Source organism: Dyella sp. 01N36 (genome assembly GCF_056399745.1).
Map to the genome: position 1 here is coordinate 1 of NZ_JBFTRY010000270.1, position 3884 is coordinate 3884.

A 3884-nucleotide genomic window follows, 5' to 3' on the forward strand; every position below is an offset into this window, starting at 1 on the left:
GTTGTACTGCGAGACGGCCGCGCCGAGCTGGGCCTTGCTCACGCCATGGTTCGCTTCCAGCAGACCGCCGGTGAAGATGGGCAGGTGCAGGGCCGGGGTCAGGCCAAAGACGCGGCTGCCGGCGTTGAACATCTTGTCAAGGTCGATACTCGACAGGCCTGCCATCGCGCTGATGCTGATGTCGGGAAAGAATTCCGCGCGCGCCACATCGGTCTGGCGCAGCGCCGATTCCACCTGCCAGAGGCTGGCGGCGATATCCGGACGGCGCGCGATCAGGTCGACGCCGACGTTGTCAGGCAGTCCGGTGGTGACCTCCGGCAGCGCGCGCGGCTGCAAAGCCGGCAATTGCGCGGGAGACACGCCACACAGGCTGGCGAGCGCGGCCTCACGAATGCGCGCGGAGCTTTCGAGCACCACCAGCATCTGCCGTGCGGACGCGGTCTGCGCCTTGGCCGACTGCACCGTGTCCGGACGATCCACGCCCTGCTTCACGCGCAGCTGCGCGATCTGCTCGAGCTGTTCGGCCGTCTTTACGGTCTGCCTGGCCAGGGCGATGCGGCTCTGATCGGCGAGCCAGCCGAAGTACGTGTCGGCGACATTGCTCTGGATGGCGAGTGCCGCCGCGCTGTGCTGTGCTTCGGCTGCATGCGCCTGATCCACCGCCGACTCGATGGTGTTGCGCTTCTTGCCCCACCAGTCGAAGTCGTACTGCGCCTGCACGCCGATATCGCCCTGGTTGTACCAGGTGAAGCCGAGGAATTTCGGCGGGATCAGGCCGGTTTCGCTGAGGCGCTGACGTTCGACCTGCGCGCTGCCGTTCACGCTGAGTCCGGCCTGTGCCGTGGCTGCACGGATATTCTGCTGCGCCGAATCGACGCGCGACTTGGCCTGGGCCAGATCCGGCGAATCCTGCATCGCCAGGTCGATCAGCTGATCGAGTTGCGGATCGTTGTACTGCTTCCACCACGCGGCGTCGGGCCAGCCGGCGCGATGGCCGGTTTGAAGGCCGGCCAGCGGAACGTCGTCGCGCACCGGTGGGCGATTCAATTTGGCAGGGATGGAGCAGCCCGCAACAGCAACAGCGATCGCGCAGGCAAGCAGCGCGCGACGGCCGAGTCCGCGGCGCAGGAGGGAGTGAGGAGTCATGGACCAGCGTCCGGCTGAGTGAGCGAATCGATGTTGACGGCGATCTGGCGCAGCAGGCGGTCGAGCGTGCGCTTGTCAGCGGCACTGAGCGAGGCGAAAGCGCCATGAACGTTGGGGAAGAGCGGAGGGAGAATCTTTCGCACGAGACGCTTGCCGGCCGTGGTGATGCTGAGCACGACGCGGCGGCGATCTTCTGCGCTGGTGGCCCGCGTGATCAGGCCGCCCTTGACCAGCACGTTGGCGATGCGCGTCATATTGGTGGCGCCTTGCTGCGCGTACTCGCACAACTCGGTGGGCGTCGCGCTGCCGGTCGGGCTGCTGTAGATCATCATCAGCGTGCGGAAATCGCTGTCGTTCAAGCCGTGCGGCTTGAGCTTGCTTTCCAGCTCGCCGAGCAGGGTGCCCCCGACCAGCAGCAACAGGCGCGTGAGCACGACTTCCTGGACGGGAAGGTCCGGGAAGATCTCGCTGACACGACCAATTCCCTCGTCCATATGGTCGAGGCATTCATGCATGCGCTTCATTTCACCAAAGAATAGTTCGCCAGTGAAGTAATTAGGCTAGCACTGGGTTCGAGCGACCCGCAAGGGTCAATCGAACCGGAACAGATTCCGGGCGTTGCGGGTGGTGGCTTCGGCGATGGCCTCGGGGCTGACGCCGCGGAGGTCGGCGATCACGTGCAGCACTTCGACCATGTTCGACGGCTCGTTGCGCTMGCCGCGATGACAGGCGCCGGGCTGGTCGGGTGCGTCCGTTTCCAGCAGCAATCGTTCGACGGGCATGGTCGCGACGATGTGACGAAGTCGTTGTGCGCGTTCATACGTCACCGGCCCGCCGATGCCCAGGTAGAAGCCCAGCTCCCATAGCCGCTCTGCCTGTTGCTGGCTGCCGGAGAAACTGTGAACCACGCCACGTAATCCGCCCATGCGGCGCATGGTGGAGGTGACTTCATCCATGGCGCGGCGCGCATGGACGATCACCGGCAGATCGAACTCGCGCGCTATCTGCAACTGCTGCTGGAAGTAAAACCGCTGCTGCTCGACGTCGAGTTCGGGCAGGAAATAGTCCAGTCCGATTTCGCCCACGGCCACAGCACGATGCGTCTTCAGCCAAGTCCTCAGCTCATCGAGATGCTCGGGACGATGTTCGTCGAGATAGATCGGATGCATGCCATACGCGGGGAGTACGCAGGTTTGGTCGGCCGCCAGCGAGGCAATGCGCGGCCATGATGCATGGTCGATCGCCGGAACCACGATGTGCCTGATGCCGGCGTCGCGGGCACGCTGGAACATGGCGTCCTGGTCGGATGCAAAACTCGCATCATCGATGTGCGCATGGCTGTCGGTGAGTTCGAGCACAGTACGGGGCTTCCTGAATTTGAACAATGCGTGGCTTCGGTCTAAGCGAGCATTCAGTGACCCAGAGGTTCAATGATTGCGCTGGGATCGAATTCAAGCAGGAGCGGGGGCGCTCCGCTGGTCCCACTAGGAGAGCATTATGAACAGGTTGGTCGTTTCGGCGCTGCATGTCGGTTTCGCCGGTGTATTGGTGTTGGGTCTTTCGGCGTGTAATCGGGACGCGAATGCTGACGGTGGCGTGGGCGCCGCTGCGCAGCAGCAAGGGGCTGCCGATGGTGCCAAGTACGCGCGCGTGACGAGCGTGACGCCGGTCCGTGAGGCCGCGAGTGCGCCGCAGCAGGTATGTCATGACGAGGTGGTGACCACGCACAAGCCGGTGCAGGACACCCACCAGATTGCTGGTACGGCTATTGGTGCCGTGGCGGGTGGCTTGCTCGGCAACCAGGTCGGCGGCGGCAAGGGCCGCACCTTGGCAACGGTGGCAGGCGCGGTCGGTGGTGGCTATGCAGGTCATGAAATCCAGGCCAATCACCAGGCAAACGCCACCCAGCAAACCACGCAGCGTAAATGCACCACAGTGGCCGGCAGCGGTGGCGACAAGGTGGTGGCATACGATGTGAGTTACGAGTACAACGGCGTGACCCGCACTGTACGAATGGATCACGATCCGGGTGACAGGCTGCAGGTACAGGAAGGTGTGGTAGCCGTTTCCGACGCTCACTGAGGATTCACGCCATGCAAACACTGCTTAGACATTTGGCTGTCGTAGGACTTGTTTCCGCTGTTGCGCTGCTTTCCGGTTGCCAGACGCCACCGCAGCGCCAGGTGGCTTACAGCGGCGCTTCCAACCGTTGCGAGCAGTGTGGCGTGGTCAGTGACGTGCGGCAGATCCAGACCCAGAAGGAATCGTCGCCGCTGGGCATGGTCATCGGCGGCATCGCTGGCGGCGTGATCGGCAACCAGTTCGGTGGCGGCAGCGGCAAGGCCCTGACCACCGTGGCCGGTGCAGTGGCCGGCGGCGCCATCGGCAACCAGGTCGGCAAGAACAATAGCGGTCCCGACGTCGCATGGCAGGTCACCGTCAAGCTCGACGACGGTCGCTATGCCACGGTGACGCAGGCAGCTGATCCGCAGGTTCGCCCCGGCGACTACGTGCAGATCCGCAACAACCTCGTGTATCGGCTCTGACGTAAAGACGTCTGGACGTCCAAATGAAAAGGCCCTCGCGAGAGGGCCTTTTTTTTATTCTCTATGGGGTGGGGTGTGTTTAGTTGCTGACGGCGTAGAACGCATGTTCGCCGATGGTCTTGACGCGTTTCGTCGACCACGCGGTGGTGACGGCAAGCGTGGCGAAGTGATCTGCTTGCGGCACGTACACGG

The 3884-nt window shown here is 63.6% G+C and carries 5 protein-coding genes; 2 read left to right on the plus strand and 3 right to left on the minus strand.

Features of this window, described 5'->3' with window-relative positions; all coding sequences use genetic code 11:
- The 3 genes from AC1DMG_RS20740 to AC1DMG_RS20750 form a co-directional block, all read right to left on the minus strand.
- On the minus strand, positions 1-1146 hold a 1146-nt coding region (locus AC1DMG_RS20740), incomplete at its 3' end, for an efflux transporter outer membrane subunit (RefSeq protein ID WP_477181024.1).
- Entirely contained in the window at positions 1143-1661 is a 519-nt protein-coding gene (locus tag AC1DMG_RS20745; RefSeq protein WP_441604018.1) for a MarR family winged helix-turn-helix transcriptional regulator, read from the minus strand. The genes AC1DMG_RS20740 and AC1DMG_RS20745, both read right to left, overlap by 4 nt.
- A gap of 75 nt (positions 1662-1736) precedes the next feature.
- Positions 1737-2504: a TatD family hydrolase gene (locus AC1DMG_RS20750; protein ID WP_477181025.1), complete on the minus strand. Its 768-nt coding sequence runs from the start codon at positions 2502-2504 to the stop codon at positions 1737-1739.
- Between the two features lie 139 nt (positions 2505-2643).
- On the opposite strand from AC1DMG_RS20750, the gene AC1DMG_RS20755 reads away from it, so the two are divergent.
- Positions 2644-3228: a glycine zipper 2TM domain-containing protein gene (locus AC1DMG_RS20755; protein WP_441604020.1), complete on the plus strand. Its 585-nt coding sequence runs from the start codon at positions 2644-2646 to the stop codon at positions 3226-3228.
- Positions 3229-3239: 11 nt separating this feature from the next.
- Positions 3240-3692: an outer membrane lipoprotein gene (locus AC1DMG_RS20760; RefSeq protein WP_441604021.1), complete on the plus strand. Its 453-nt coding sequence runs from the start codon at positions 3240-3242 to the stop codon at positions 3690-3692.
- The last annotated feature ends 192 nt before the right edge of the window (positions 3693-3884 follow it).